The sequence below is a fragment of the Bacteroides sp. 1001302B_160321_D4 genome, from assembly GCF_015667765.1.
GTDB classification, from domain to species: Bacteria; Bacteroidota; Bacteroidia; order Bacteroidales; family Bacteroidaceae; genus Bacteroides; species Bacteroides xylanisolvens.
On the sequence record NZ_JADPLO010000011.1, the window covers coordinates 11,905 to 25,834 of the forward strand.

A 13,930-nucleotide genomic window follows, 5' to 3' on the forward strand; every position below is an offset into this window, starting at 1 on the left:
ATATGAATAGTAAAATTAGAAATATAGTTTTATTTGTATCGACGGTATTCGTGCTTCTCTCTTGTGTCGGAGAATCAAAAACGACTCCGAATAAAGATAAGGCAGAAGAAATGTTTCAGCGTGTTTGGGAACTCTACCGGGTTCCCAAATACGGCCTCTTCTCTGAATATTACCCAAGCAGTCATCGTCCTGATCTGACTTATTTTAATGATTCCACCCGGCAAGCGCAGGAAGTTTCTTATCTGTGGCCTATGAGTGGTGTCTTTTCTTCGGCAGTGTTGATGGCTGCCATCGAACCGGAGAAATATACGGTTTATGTCGATTCGATGGTGATGGCAATGGAGCGTTACTATGATACAACGCGTGTTCCTTTTGGTTATCAGGCTTACCCTGTTCAGTTTGGAAAGGTAGACCGCTATTATGATGACAATGGTTTAGTGGGTATTGATTATATTGATTCTTACCTGGTAACTAAAAATCCTCATTATCTGGAGAAAGCGAAACAGGTATTGACCTTTATTTTAAGTGGCTGGGATGAGAACTTTGAAGGAGCTGTTTCCTGGCTGGAAGGAGTGAAAGATCAGAAACCTGCCTGTTCTAACGGAAAAGCGATGGTGTTGGCTTTAAAACTTTATGAAGCAACTAAAGATGAGTATTATCTGGAGGTGGGAAAGAAGTTCTATCATTGGATTGATAAATATCTGAAAGATCCGGAAAGAGGAGTCGTTTGGAATTCATGGTTAACAACGACTTCGGCAGTATGCCCGGATTTGTATACTTACAATACTGGTACTTTGTTACAAGCAGCTGTAGCTTTATATAATTATACGGGTGAGCAGGCGTATCTGGATAATGCTAAATTTCTGGCAGAAGGAAGCTACAAAGTGTTTTTTAAGTATACGGAAGACGGTATTCCTTATATTGCAGATTTGCCTTGGTTTAATTTGGTTTTGTTTAGAGGGTATCACGATCTGTACAATGTTACGGGGGATTCAAAATATGTGGATACGATGATAAAAGGACTGGATTATGCTTGGGATCATGCACGTGACCAGGCGGGACTGATGTATCATGACTGGACAGGGCGGACTGATGAAAAACGTAAGCCGAAATGGTTATTGGATGCTTCGTGTGTGCCGGAGTATTATGCACGTGTGGCGATGATTAAAGGAGAAGTTACAAACAGAAAAATAAATAAATGATGAAATTAAAATGGATAGGTAGCCTGTTGATTCTGGCAGGTGTTGTAGGGTGCAAAACACCTGATCGTCCCAATCTGGTAGAGTATGTGAATCCTAATATTGGAACTGTACATAGTCGTTGGTTTTTCTATACTCCGGCTGCGGAGCCTTTTGGAATGGCTAAACTGGGAGCTTCTACCAATGGAACTTACGGTAATAATCAAGGATGGGAAGCTATTGGTTATGAAGATAATCATACTTCGATTGATGGCTTTCCTTGCTTACATGAGTTTCAGATAGGAGGAATTTCACTGATGCCTGTAACGGGAGAAGTAAAAACAAATCCCGGAAAACTGGAAGACCCCGATAAAGGTTTCCGTTCCCGTTTTGATAAGAAAGATGAAACGGCGCGTCCGGGATATTACTCTGTATTATTAAAGGATTACCAGGTAAAGGCAGAACTTACTGCCACTGCTCGTGTCGGATTCCAGCGATATACTTTCCCGGAGACGGAAGCTGCTCATATTCTTTTGAATATTGGAAATCGTCAGGGAGAAAGTGGAGCTGTGCGTGATGCATATATCAAACAGATAGATGGAAATACTATTGAAGGTTACGTGATTACGGAACCGGAATATGTGAAGAAATATCAAGCGGGTTCATCAGTAGCTATGTATTTTTATGCAAAACTAGATCGTATTCCTGAATCGGTAGAGGTTTTTTATCAAGATAGTATTCTGAAAGCGGGAAATGAAATCAAAGGTGCAGGAGCTATTATGTGCCTGAATTATAAAACGAAAAAAGATGATGTAGTAAATGTAAAGATCGGTTTGTCATATACTTCCATTGAAAATGCTAAACTGAATCTGGAAACGGAAGCGAAAGACTTGACTTTTAATGAAGCTTTACAGTCAACTACGGATAAATGGAATGAATCCTTGGGACGTATTCTGGTTTCAGGAGGTACGGATGAAAGCAAAATCAAATTTTATACAGGATTGTATCACGCTTTGTTGGGCAGAGGACTTGCTAGCGATGTTAATGGAGCTTATCCCAAAAATGATGGAACAGTAGGGCAGATACCTTTGGGACAAGAAGGTAAGCCGATATATAATCATTATAATACGGATGCAGTTTGGGGGGCTTACTGGAACTTGACTTCTCTTTGGGCACTAGCTTATCCGGAATACTACAATGGATTAGTTAACAGTCAGTTGCTGGTATACAAAGATGCTGGCTGGTTAGGTGATGGTATTGCTGCCAGTAGATATGTTTCGGGCGTAGGGACAAATATGGTGAGTATTACCCTGGCAGGTGCATACAATAGTGGTATTCGTGATTTTGATGTTGAAACGGCTTATCAGGCAGCTTTAAAGAATGAATTAGGCTGGGAAGGCCGCATTGAGGGGGCAGGTAAGATGGATGTGAAGCAGTTTGTAGAAAGAGGATATGTACCTTATGAGAACAGTGTTCACTATGGCACACATCCGGATGGCTCTACCTTTTCTGTTTCTCATACATTGGAATATTGCTTTAGTGCTTATGCTGTGGCGCAGTGGGCGAAAGCATTGGGGCATACGGATGATTACAACCGTTTGATGGAATTATCAAGAGGATGGGAAAAACTATTTGATGATTCATTGAAACTGGTTCGTCCCAGAGTTCCTAACGGTGAGTTTATTGATAACTTTAATCCGCTGGAGTCATGGAGAGGATTTCAGGAAGGAAATGCTGTACAATATACATTTTTTGTTCCTCAACATCCATATCGTTTGATTGAAAAAGTGGGTAAAGAGGAGGTTAATAATCGGTTGGATTCTATATTTACCGAAGCGCGTAAATCTATTTTTGGTGGCGGTAAGATAACTTATGCTTTTGCAGGTGTGGAGAGTCCTTACAATCATGGTAATCAGCCAAGTCTTCATATTCCTTGGTTGTTCAATTTCTCCGGTAAACCTTACCTGACACAGAAATGGACGCGCTTGATTTGTGATGAGTTTTACGGAACAAACGGAGAGCATGGTTATGGCTACGGTCAGGATGAAGATCAGGGACAGTTGGGAGCCTGGTATGTGATGGCGGCAATGGGATTGTTCGATGTACAGGGCGGTTCTTGTGAACGACCGACTTTCCAGATTGGCAGTCCGTTGTTTGATAAGATTGAAATCAAACTTAGTCCGATGAATGCGACGGGAAAAACGTTTGTGATTGAAACGACTGGTAATACACCGGATGCCTATTATGTACAATCTGCTACGTTGAACGGTAAACCGCTGGAACAATGTTGGATGTACCGGGATGAACTCTATAAAGGTGGAACATTGAAACTCACAATGGGTAATCAACCGAATGAAAAATGGGGAGTGGAAAATCCGCCTCATTGTTCTGAATAAACAGCTTATTTACCTCGGTGCCGATGTCGCTTGACAATGGCACCGGGGATTCTACATTTTATAATATAGTGAGTTAAACATGAAAACACAAAACTCTATTTATGCCGCCCTTCCCGTTCTCTTCGGGTTCTTTGTAATGGGCTTCTGTGACATAGTCGGTATTTCGTCCGATTATGTTCAACGTACTTTCGACTGGTCTCCCGTGATGACGGGATTTGTTCCTTCATTGGTTTTTATCTGGTTCCTGTTTTTAGGTATTCCTGTTGGAAATCAGATGAACAAATGGGGACGTAAAAATACGGTTTTACTTAGTATGGGAATAACGGTAGTGGGTATGCTGCTGCCATTAGTCGTTTATAACAGTGCGACTTGTATGATAGCTTATGCTCTTTTGGGAATTGGTAATGCCATTTTACAGGTTTCACTGAATCCGTTATTGAGTAATGTGGTAACCAGCCAACGTTTGCTGACAAGTAGTTTGACGGCAGGACAAGTGATTAAAGCTGTGTCTTCTCTCGTTGGGCCGGAGATTGTGTTGCTGGCTGTAGCACACTTTGGAGATGACAAATGGTATTATTGTTTTCCTATATTAGGCTTTATCACGTTATTGTCTGCCATTTGGCTGATGGCTACACCTGTTAAACGGGAAGCTTCCAGTGCCGCAACCCAACAACTTTCTATCAGTGATACTTTTTCTTTGTTGAAGGATAAAACGATTCTGTTGTTGTTTCTGGGTATCTTTTTTATTGTGGGAGTAGATGTTGCTACCAACTTTATTAGCTCCAAACTGATGGCGGAACGATTTGACTGGACGGCAGAACAAGTGAAGTTTGCTCCACAGGTTTATTTTTTAAGCCGTACGGTAGGTGCTTTGCTGGGTGCTTTCTTGTTAGCCCGTATTGCTGAAATGAAATATTTCCGTGTGAATATTGTTGCCTGTATTTTCTTTTTGCTTATTCTGGCCTTTGTAAAAAATGATATGGTGAATCTGATTTGTATCGGTGCTGTCGGCTTCTTTGCCTCATCCGTATTTTCTATCATTTATTCGATGGCTTTACAGGCAAGGCCGGAAAAAGCAAACCAAATTTCAGGATTGATGATTACTGCTGTTGCCGGTGGCGGAGTAGTTACCCCGGTGATTGGGTTTGCAATAGGAACAGTAGGTGTTATTGGAGGCGTTTTTGTTACTTTAGCTTGTGTGTGTTATTTGACTTATTGTGCTTTTGGGGTGAAGACCGCGAAAGCGTAGTATTATTGCGGAGAAGATGCTATCTTCGCCCGAATCCTACTTAGCGACTGCGGAGTTATCCACAAGTAAGATGCTATATGTTTTAAAGGTACATACTGCAATAATTCCGGAGTCTCTTTGATAAGGTTGAGATAGCGTTCTTTAGCCCGTGGGCTTCCCGAGCTGATAAGCCAGTTCTCCTGTTGAAGAAACTGGTGATCCATGAGGCGGAGCCCCAAATTAGCGAGTCCGATGGATGAGGCGAATAGCTGATTCAGAGCTGTTCGGGAAATACAATAGGCCACACTGTCACACATGACCTCAATATTTATTAATGAGTAGGCATTATCTACATAGCCCCAGACGGAGAAAGCAGCTTCTCCGTCTGAAGCAAACCAGATGGTAGTATCCACTCCGTCTTTATGATAATAGGCTCGCCATATTCCTGTCTTGATAAAATAAAGATTACAGTTCTTTGTTCCCTCGCGTACTATTAAATCTCTCTTTTTGAAATGTACCTCTTCCATACAGTTCAGTAGAGACTGTACATCGGTTTCTGATACCTTGTATCTATCGCAAAGTTTTTCAATGCATGTTCTCATATTGCAAAGATACTTATCGTCGGCAGACAATGAAACGATCTTTCAAATAAATTCCGAAAATATAGAAAGTGGTTAATAACTCTGCCAATGGTACGGCTAGCCAGATACCCGGTATGCCCAATACCGGAGGGAGCGCAAAGAATCCGATCAACATAAACACTACTCCCCGGAGAAGAGTGATAATTGTTGCCCGCTGACCTCTTTCGACACTCTGATAATAACCAATGCCAATCATGTTGACGGCAAAGAAAATGAATCCTACTCCGAAATAAGGAAGCCCGTTTACTGCTATATCGAATGCAGCGTAGCTGCGGTCAATGAATAACGAAACGATGTCTTGGCAGCATAGTACGGTAAGAATGAAAAAGCTAATACCGCAGATTAAAGCGGTCCGAATGGCGAGATGCAGTGTCTTTCGTACACGCTCGGGTTGTCCGGCTCCGAAGTTATAGCTGATAATCGGCTGTGCGGATTGTGCAATGGCATTATAGACCATGAAGATGATAGGGAAGAAGTAACAGGCAATACTAAATGCTGCCACTCCGTCTTCACCGAGATGGCGGATGAAAACGTAGTTCCCCAGAAACATCATACAGGCAATGGAGGCTTCACTGATAAAAGCAGAACTTCCCTGTTTAATCATATAACCGATGTTGCGAAGAGTCAGTAACAGACTTTTGATACTTAACTTTATCCGGCATAGATGGAGGGTACGAGAGAAATGGAGGAGGTAAATCAGTGTCATCAACCCTCCCACAACAGTCCCCAGACTGGTGGCAAAAGCTGCTCCCATTATTCCCCAACCAAATTCGAAGATGAATATATAATCCAGTATGATATTGAGTATGGCTGCAACCGCATTACACATCATGGCATAGGTGGGTGAACCGTCCAGACGGATGCAGAACATACCTATATTTAAGACTTCGTAGAATACGAGAAAAGGAATGTACCATGCCATATATTCTACAGCTAACGGCAACAATCGGTCCGAACTACCTAATAATCTGGCTAATGGCTCTATAAAATAAAGGCACAGAGCAGACAGGATAAGTATGAGCAATGCAGAAAAAGCAATTGCTTGAGTGATATTAATACTTGCTACTTTGCGTTTTCCCTGAGATAAATGAATGGAAGCCACCACCGAAGCTCCCACTCCGAACATCAGTCCGATACCCGCTGCGATCATAAAAAGCGGTGCAGTGATATTTACTGCCGCCAGTGCGTCACTGCCAATTCCTTTTCCTACAAATATCCCGTCCGTAATAACGAACAGTGCCGAGAATACCATCCCAAGTACCGTAGGAATTAGTAACTTACGGAACAACGTGGAGATGTTCATGCTGCCGAAATCAATACTATCTTTCATAACTTTCTACCTTTGTCGTTGAAAATGGCAACAAAGGTAGGGTTATGAGAGGAGATAAAAATTACCATTTGGTAATTTTTATCTCTATATTTAATAGGGAAAAGAATCTCTTATGTATATTCTATCAATTATTTGATCATGTTGAAATCCTTTATTCCAAAAACTTCAGTGGATATTTCACCCAACCAACCGCTTTTACTATTAACACCCACTTGTACTTTGATAAAATCAACGTACTTCAGGTTTGCATCCTTACCGTCGAAAGTTACAGCATGGGATATCTTGAAATGATTGTCAGACGGTCCGGCATTATAGTTGTCATCATCTGTCAGACGATCAATGGCGCTGAAATTATCAGCATATCCCCATTCATAACTATCATTTACCCAATAAGTACCATTACCGGATTGATCGTAATTACGCTCTTTCAGGCGAGTACCTCGCAAAGTATATTGTTTTTCCTTTACCCAGGCGGGATAATAATAATCTTGCCGGTGAAAAGCACCCAGATAATCAATAGACCCACTTTGACCATGATTGTCTGTCCATGGGGTGGGAAGCTGAATACCAGTTGGTTTATGATAGGTGACGGCATAGTCCTGCCAGGTTTCGGCTTTCCCATATTCGGATCCGCGCAATTCATACCAAGTGTCATTAGGTAACCCATCACCATTTTCGTCCTGCATTACCCATACAATTCCCGGTTCTGACGAACCATCAAAAGCGTTTCCTGTAATAGCAATGTTGTAATCTCCATCATTCACGATACTATGGTCGAATCCAACGATGATGTATCCACCGAATCCGCCTAGGGAAACATAAGCCGTCTGATTGATTCGTTCTTCTGCATAGGTGCAGGCTTCTGCCATAGTTGTTGTGGTATGATTCTCATTGATGAATTGACCGGGAGCCGGTAAATATTCATATACTCTGTTCATTGACGCAGAACTTGTGGCGCTAATCTTCCGCTGGTATGTTCCTGCGGGAGGGCAAACATTGATTTTTAATGTTTGCGTAGCGAGTATATATGAGTTCCTCATTTCTACCTTTACTGTGTGTTCTCCCTGCTGCTCGGATGTAAACAGATAAGTATCATTTTCTCCGGATTGCACTTGTTCATTGTCCACAGTCCATGTATAGACTGCATCCAGTGCATTATTCACGTCAACCGGTTTGATACGGATAGTTCTGCCGGCTGACATGTTATATTCCGTTTGCAGGAATGTCCAGTTGAAATCTACTTGATCCGGTGAACAAACTTCTACTTTGAAAGTTACTTCGTCATCGCCATCTTCATTGTGAGTAGCAAAACGAACCTGATATTCGCCAAGCTCGATTGTGGGGAGAGTACAGGTTAATTCGTTCGAAATATCTTCACCGTTTATTTGCCAGGAGTAACTGGTTTCCAGAAAAGAATCTACTATAGGTGTAATGGTTAGTTCAGAGCCTTGAAGCACTTTGAAACCTTTGTCGGCATCCGCAATAGAGATAGTAGGTACATCAAGTTGAAAGACATCGATACGTATCTCCTTTTCTGTTGTCCCTCCGGCATTGGTGGCAGAAATCAGAATGAAATACCTGCCTGCTTCATCGGCTGAAAATGTCAGGGTGGAAGTGGTACAGATACTCTTTCCATCTATTGTCCAGTTAAAGGTCGTTTCCGAATCGGTATTTTCATAAATGGGAGCGATGGTTATCTCCCGACCAATTTTTGTTTTATAGATGGGGGATTCTTCTTTCAAGGTAATGACAGGAGCGGAAAGAAGAGGAGAGTCCTCCTCTTCTTTCACGCATGATATTAATGCTAACAGAACAAATAAAAAAAGTATAATATGTTTCATTAGAATCTCACTGCTACATCATCATAAGCAAAATAGGCAGGTTGGCTGAAACCATATCCGTTATCATTACTTCCAGTGACATTAAAGTCTATTTTGACCACTTTGCCTAATGCGGATAAATCCCATTTTGTCCATTCAAGTATATTACCCTCGGCTCCAACCAAATAAAATTCCGGACGTGTAGCTACTTCTTTTCCATCTTCATCATAACCGATAGCAACCAGTTTCACCCAATCATCTTTGCCTGCGGGTGCGGTCAAACCGTTACCGTTGGCCACACAGTTGGCTAGGTAGGTCGTCATAGTCACATACATGTGGTCAACTACACGAGCAACTCCGTCTCCAAAGTAAATATAGGGTAATGGACCGTTGGCATATCCGGAATTGTCTGCATAGCCGTAATGTACGCAGAAGTTTTTGGAACCATTATGTCCTCCAAAACGAGTTTTTGCATCCTGATAATAAACGGCTAGTTGGTGCTGGAAGTCTCCATGAGTAAGATCCATATCCAGATAATTGGAAATTGCGTGTCCGCCACCCCAGTATTGGTAATCACCCCATCCGTTAGGAAGTTCGGAAGCAAGAAAAGTGTTGTTTGCATCACTCCAGTTATAGAGTTGGTTATTCTTAGGATAAAGTAGTGGGCCACCATATTGTTGGCTGTCAATTAATGATGACCAGTTTCTTTCTCCTACCATGTTAGCATCACCTTTATAATCAACATCCTCGAATGTCAAGAAGTGTGCTTCACGCACTGCTCTTAATTGCATTTTTATTACTTTACCGAAAGCTTTGGACGGAGTGACAAGTATTTTAAGTTCACCATCTTTGACATCATCACCTGAAACTGCCGGAGCTGTGATTCTTAAGTCTTTATCATTAAGAACCGCTGTCCATCCTTGCGGAATAGCAATTAATGTTGCGTCGTCTATATTGGCAGTTGTAAGAAGATACGTCCTTGTTTCATTAGACGAGAACAAGGTATAATCCCTATTGGCAATGTCAAATGTATATGTTTCCCCTTTGGGCAATGTGAACGACGTTCCATCTGCAAGAGTAACTAGTACATGATTGTCATTAACTGTAACAGATTTGAAGAAAGAGTCTCCGTCTTGTCCTTCCGCTTTCACAGGTTTTCCGTCTGTTCCGTTAATGCGTTTGGCTCCTTCGCCTGTATCAACGGTCCAGTATCCGTCACTGTCAACTCCCATAACTGGAGTTGTACCCGTCACTTTTAACTTGTTAGTTGCATCCGGCAGCCATTCTGTAGTACCGTTGGTAGTAATGGTCCAGTAATATATTCCGTCTTCGTCAGCTTTCACTCCAATCACAGGAGCATCTGTACCATTCTTTCCATTTTTGATAGATACGGTGCTTCCATCACTGAAAGTTAATGTGTAGCCATCAGATGTCTGTTCCGTGTTGGTGATTACTTTCCCTTGATTTAATGCGTCTACCAAACTCTGTAAAGTTGTAATTTCAGAGTTCATTTTCTTGACTGTTGTTTCTAGTGTTTCTACTCGTCCGTCGAGATCATTGACTTTATCCCAGAGATCATCGTCATTGTAGCAACTGCATACTGTAACGACAGTGAGCAGTAAAAATAGAATTTTCTTCATTGCTTTTGTTTTTAATTATTAATAGAATTGTGAATTATTGAATCTCTTTTAGTTTCTTATCTGTAAAGGCAATATGTGCCGGAATGTCCCCCGTGATGACTGACCATTTCTTTTTTCCATCCCGGGAGAAACAGTATAATGTGCCGGGAGTCACATAGTCTTTGGCATCGGTGACGAAGAATTCACCTGTTTCCGGATTGATTGCTATTCCATAAGGTATCTTGATAGATTTTTCCGTACCATCTGTAATAAAATTGCGGGTATCAGTTTTCTTTGTTTTTGTATTATAGATGGCGTAAGAGACTGTCCAACTGTTGGTGTAATAACTCCATTCTGTACTGTATACATACAGTGAATCTCTGCAAATGGCCATTTCTGTATTGGGAAGAAGCGGTAGTTCTTCGATTACTTTATCGGTATTGGAATCTATTACAAATGTTTCGGAGTAAGTGTCATAATAATCTCCCCGGGATGAGACATAAATATTTCCGTATTGGTCTAATTCCATTCTATGCAAATTGATTCCCACATCAATGGTTTTGATAACTTTGAATGTGTTCAAGTCGATGACGGATACCGTACGGTCATAATTAGGTACGCGATACCCGCCGGAGTTGGCTACATAGAGTTTGTTGCCCACAATCACCATTTCTTCCGGCTGGTAGCCGACCACACAGGTGTCCTTGACAGTCAGTGTGGTAGTGTCAACACGTGCTACATACCCCAGTCTGGCGTTGGGATCTATTTTGACAGGGCCTGCATACGAACTGACGTATGCATATTTATCTTTAAAGACGATATAACGGCAATTAGGTATGGAAATTTGCGTGATGTGTTTTGCTGTTTCTACATTCATCACTTCTACGAAATGAGAACAGTTGATGATGGCATATAACTTATTTCCATAGATTTGGATATCATTTCCCACATCCCCCAATTCTTGTACGACTCCCGGGTTCCGTTCCGCATAGATATTCTTATGATAGATACCGGTTTCGTAATCAAAGTAATCAAGGGTAGCCTTGTTGCTTCCCATATTTCCTTCATTGAGTAGAAAGAAACCTTTGACAGAGGTGCCGCTTACTCCGGGAGTAACTTGGTTGGGAGTTGACGGAATAATGCGTTCATCTTCGCGACAAGAAGTCGACAGAAGAACAAAACAGATAATGATGGATAGAACAGATATTCTCATAACATGACGTTTAATTTGATTTTAAAACTTGTACCGGGCATAGGATAGCATTGCACTACTTCATATTGCTGATTGAAGATATTATTAATTTCTGTCGTTACACGTATTCCCGTTTTCCCCCATTGAAAAGTTTTGGATAGGGAAAAATCATGGGTATACCAAGGCTGTGCGTAGTTCTCCGGGATATTGGCGACTGCTTCATAACGTTCACCTGTATAAATGAAACTATAGTTGCAAGACCATGTTTGATAACTTCCATTGAGGATGATGGAACCTCCATGCCAAGGTATATAAGGAATCTGGCCTCCATACCATTCACTGGTAGGATCGGTAAAATCCTGTGCCTTTTGATAGGTGTAATTGAATAGAGTGCTAAGTTCCACCTTTCCGAAACCCCATTCTCCTCGTATGGCTGCGTCTAATCCCCGAATTTCCACATGTCCGAGATTTATCATAGTCCAACGGAACTGGTTGGAGGTAGGCATGGCAATGATTTTATCATCTACTTCATTATAGTAACCATCTATTTGTAAGTCCAGGCTTTTCAGCCAATGGTTATTCCAGGTGTGAGAGAAAGTGATACCCACATCGTATTGGGTGGTATATTCTGGTTTTAAGTCCTTATTGCCTATAAAAGTATAATACAAATCATTGAGAGTCGGCATGCGAAAGACTTTCTTATAAAAGGCCCGTACATTCAGAGGGAGCTTGGTCAATGGTTGCCAGGTGGCTATGACAGACGGAGTGTATTTGTTTTTGGTGCCTGCATTGGCTCCTTTGGTACGTGTATTGTCGTCGACATGAGTATATAACAGGCTCGCCTGCAACATGAGGCGGTTGAAGTCAAAGGACGTGGCAGCAGAAGTCAGGATTGTATTACGGGTTGGATAGACAAAATCTATGAGATCGGCCCGTAATGCATTCCATTGAAAATCGTTGGATAATGACATACTCCACCAGGGATAGATGGTGAATAAATGGGCGGCCGAAGCATAGATTTCTTGCTGTCGGTAGTGATTGTCTACGTACATGGTGGTGACATCCAGTCTGGGATCGGATAAATAGTGGAGATAGTCATAAGCATATTTTCCGTTGGCTAGCAGACTGTACCAAGGCTTAAAATAGTTTTGAAAAGAGCCTTGCACAAACAGATTGGTATCCCACTGCCGGTCCTGATGGCGAAACTTACCCGGTTCTTCTCTTACCGCAGCTCCGGGGTATCCCCGTTCCGAATTGTATAGGTATGCTTTGGCTTTCCATTCTCCTTTGGGGACTTTTCCGAAGAATGCATTCTCCAAACGTAACATTCTTACGTCTCCATTTTGACGAACAGCTGTTGTGTCGTAACCATCTTTCTTGGCGTATGTGAATTTATATCGTCCTGATGTATACATATACTCCGTACTGATGGAACTGCTTATTCGTTCGTTGAAACGATGTTCCCAAAGTAGTGACGGATTGATGGTAGAGAATGAACCGCCTTTCACCCCGATGTTCAGATTGTTTTTCTTTTCCCCTTTGAATAGGGGTTTTCGTGTCTGCATATATATGGCACTTGCGGAACTATAATCTTTGGCAGGTTGGAAGATGGCACTTTTTTGACCATTATATAGTGAAATGACTTCCATATTATCTAATGAAAAACGGCCTAGATCGACGACTCCATTTTGCGCATTTCCTAATTCAATACCATCGTAAAATACTCCGACATGATGACTGCCCATACTTCGTATATTGACGGTTTTTAGTCCTCCAATACCTCCGTAATCTTTTATCTGTACTCCGGAAAAGTAGCGCAAAGCATCAGCAACGGAGTAAACATTGAGCTTCTCAAGTTCTTTGCCGGACAGAATCTGTACAGGAGACATCTTTTTTTGCATCCGGTTGCTGTAGATAGTAACTTCTTTGAGTTTGAGAAGTGTATCAGACAGAGAAGTCTGATGCCGAACCCTGGACTGGGAAATGGCCGGTAATGTGGTAAATAGAGATAGAATCAAACATAATATCCACCGTAAATGGATATAATGCTTATTGTATGAATGGACTTGAATAGAAAGCATGTCTTTTATTTTATAGGTATAAAAAATCCGTTTGTTCAGATCTGAATTCAATCTACACAAACGGACATATAGCTATTATACCAAATAAAAGATAATTGCTTATTTTCTATTTGACTACTACCCGAAATCCCGCAGGTGTAAATCAGAGCATCAAGGCAGGTCTTCTGACTCATCCCATTTTGCAACGCCTTCCCAGATAAACTATCCAGTGACTTTTGTGTTGCAATTTTGCTCTTTGATTACAAGGAGCGGAGATTTACAGCAGCAGGTACTGTTGCCGGTTTACACGGCATTCCCTTTTCATTCCTTTACAACGCAAAAGTTGTTCAAGGAAACCTTAACGGCACAAAGTTAGAAAGTTTTTATTAATTAGTTTGTTTTATTCTAAAAAAATATCCCATTGACCAATAACAAATATTCCGGCATCTGATCCTATTCTCTCCAT

At 41.5% G+C, this 13,930-nt stretch carries 9 protein-coding genes and 1 riboswitch; of the genes, 3 read left to right on the plus strand and 6 right to left on the minus strand.

The features are described from left to right. The first annotated feature begins 2 nt into the window (after window positions 1-2). The 3 genes from KFO40_RS06415 to KFO40_RS06425 all read left to right on the plus strand — a co-directional run bounded on the left by KFO40_RS06415 (window position 3) and on the right by KFO40_RS06425 (window position 4,823). Window positions 3-1,202 (plus strand): glycoside hydrolase family 76 protein, encoded by a 1,200-nt coding sequence (locus KFO40_RS06415; protein WP_117683253.1) that lies wholly within the window; start codon window positions 3-5, stop codon window positions 1,200-1,202. Next, a complete protein-coding gene (locus KFO40_RS06420; protein WP_211146199.1) occupies window positions 1,199-3,574 on the plus strand; it encodes a GH92 family glycosyl hydrolase in 2,376 nt (791 codons plus the stop codon). Before KFO40_RS06415 ends, KFO40_RS06420 begins: the two co-directional genes overlap by 4 nt. Window positions 3,575-3,653: 79 nt before the next feature. Then, complete coding sequence (locus KFO40_RS06425; protein ID WP_211146200.1) at window positions 3,654-4,823, plus strand: MFS transporter; 1,170 nt, start codon at window positions 3,654-3,656, stop codon at window positions 4,821-4,823. A gap of 2 nt (window positions 4,824-4,825) precedes the next feature. On the opposite strand, the gene KFO40_RS06430 is transcribed toward KFO40_RS06425, so the two are convergent. From KFO40_RS06430 to KFO40_RS06455, 6 genes are all read right to left on the minus strand, one after another. Further along, window positions 4,826-5,404: a Crp/Fnr family transcriptional regulator gene (locus KFO40_RS06430; RefSeq protein ID WP_211146201.1), complete on the minus strand. Its 579-nt coding sequence runs from the start codon at window positions 5,402-5,404 to the stop codon at window positions 4,826-4,828. 13 nt (window positions 5,405-5,417) lie between these two features. Beyond that, the gene (locus tag KFO40_RS06435) at window positions 5,418-6,773 is read right to left on the minus strand and encodes an MATE family efflux transporter (protein ID WP_211146202.1); all 1,356 of its coding nucleotides are present in this window, start codon (window positions 6,771-6,773) and stop codon (window positions 5,418-5,420) included. A 128-nt stretch (window positions 6,774-6,901) separates the two neighbouring features. Then, a complete protein-coding gene (locus KFO40_RS06440) occupies window positions 6,902-8,614 on the minus strand; it encodes a PKD-like domain-containing protein (RefSeq protein WP_008024899.1) in 1,713 nt (570 codons plus the stop codon). Next, window positions 8,614-10,233 carry a PL29 family lyase N-terminal domain-containing protein gene (locus KFO40_RS06445; protein WP_211146203.1) on the minus strand — a complete coding sequence of 540 codons (1,620 nt, stop codon included), beginning with the start codon at window positions 10,231-10,233 and terminating at the stop codon, window positions 8,614-8,616. The genes KFO40_RS06440 and KFO40_RS06445 overlap by 1 nt, the downstream gene beginning before the upstream one ends. Window positions 10,234-10,267: 34 nt before the next feature. Beyond that, window positions 10,268-11,425, minus strand: a complete 1,158-nt coding sequence (locus KFO40_RS06450) for a DUF5074 domain-containing protein (RefSeq protein WP_004312388.1) — start codon at window positions 11,423-11,425, stop codon at window positions 10,268-10,270. Further along, window positions 11,422-13,485, minus strand: a complete 2,064-nt coding sequence (locus KFO40_RS06455) for a TonB-dependent receptor (protein WP_211146204.1) — start codon at window positions 13,483-13,485, stop codon at window positions 11,422-11,424. The genes KFO40_RS06450 and KFO40_RS06455 overlap by 4 nt, the downstream gene beginning before the upstream one ends. 136 nt (window positions 13,486-13,621) lie before the next feature. Further along, window positions 13,622-13,840, minus strand: a riboswitch (cobalamin riboswitch). Window positions 13,841-13,930 lie beyond the last annotated feature (90 nt).

Coding starts and splice junctions, on each gene's coding strand:
- KFO40_RS06425 (WP_211146200.1), top strand. CDS start 3,654: ATGAAAACACAAAACTCTATTTATGCCGCCCTTCCCGTTCTCTTCGGG.
- KFO40_RS06435 (WP_211146202.1), bottom strand. CDS start 6,773: ATGAAAGATAGTATTGATTTCGGCAGCATGAACATCTCCACGTTGTTC.
- KFO40_RS06450 (WP_004312388.1), bottom strand. CDS start 11,425: ATGAGAATATCTGTTCTATCCATCATTATCTGTTTTGTTCTTCTGTCG.
- KFO40_RS06445 (WP_211146203.1), bottom strand. CDS start 10,233: ATGAAGAAAATTCTATTTTTACTGCTCACTGTCGTTACAGTATGCAGT.
- KFO40_RS06440 (WP_008024899.1), bottom strand. CDS start 8,614: ATGAAACATATTATACTTTTTTTATTTGTTCTGTTAGCATTAATATCA.
- KFO40_RS06420 (WP_211146199.1), top strand. CDS start 1,199: ATGATGAAATTAAAATGGATAGGTAGCCTGTTGATTCTGGCAGGTGTT.
- KFO40_RS06455 (WP_211146204.1), bottom strand. CDS start 13,485: ATGCTTTCTATTCAAGTCCATTCATACAATAAGCATTATATCCATTTA.
- KFO40_RS06415 (WP_117683253.1), top strand. CDS start 3: ATGAATAGTAAAATTAGAAATATAGTTTTATTTGTATCGACGGTATTC.
- KFO40_RS06430 (WP_211146201.1), bottom strand. CDS start 5,404: ATGAGAACATGCATTGAAAAACTTTGCGATAGATACAAGGTATCAGAA.